This window comes from Flavobacterium zhairuonense, assembly GCF_004352915.1.
Classification (GTDB): domain Bacteria; phylum Bacteroidota; class Bacteroidia; order Flavobacteriales; family Flavobacteriaceae; genus Flavobacterium; species Flavobacterium zhairuonense.
In genome coordinates, this window is the sequence record NZ_SJSY01000025.1 from 1 (window position 1) to 497 (window position 497).

Annotated in this window: 1 protein-coding gene; it reads left to right on the top strand. The window is 42.5% G+C overall.

The window, feature by feature from the left end:
- Positions 1–227 precede the first annotated feature (227 nt).
- A partial coding sequence (locus EYY60_RS22380; protein WP_208749421.1) for a hypothetical protein occupies positions 228–497 on the top strand: 270 nt, incomplete at its 3' end.

The following is a 497-nucleotide window of genomic DNA, read 5'->3' on the forward strand; positions in this document are numbered from 1 at the left end:
TGTTTTGCGGGGTGCAAATGTAGAACGCTTTTTCAAAACCTGCAAGCTTTTTTTGAACTTTTTTTTCAGGAATCTCTTCCCGTCTAGTCCTTGCTGCCTGCCAGTATTTCTGTGAACGTTTTCGCTGTTGCGGGTGCAAAAGTAGGACCTTTTTCCAGTTATGCAACACTTTTCCCCATGTTTTTTCGATCTTTTTTTGATCTTTTCCCTAACTCGCTGATAACGGTTTGTTTACAAAGCAAGATTTTTTGAATCCCTGTAGGTATTTTCTTGTTTTGTATGCGGTTTCGGCAGTTTCCGCCTCTTTTCGGATTCCATTTTTGATGGGTTTTCAATCTTTTTGCCTCTTCTTTGATGAGAAATCAGGTTTTCATCAGCCGGTTTTATGCCGCAAAGGCACCAAGGCGCCGAGATTTATTCCCTTTGTCCCTGGTTCTTCTCCAAAAAACCGATGCCATAGCCCCGATAGTCCCGAAGCATCGGGAGGAAATCCTTTT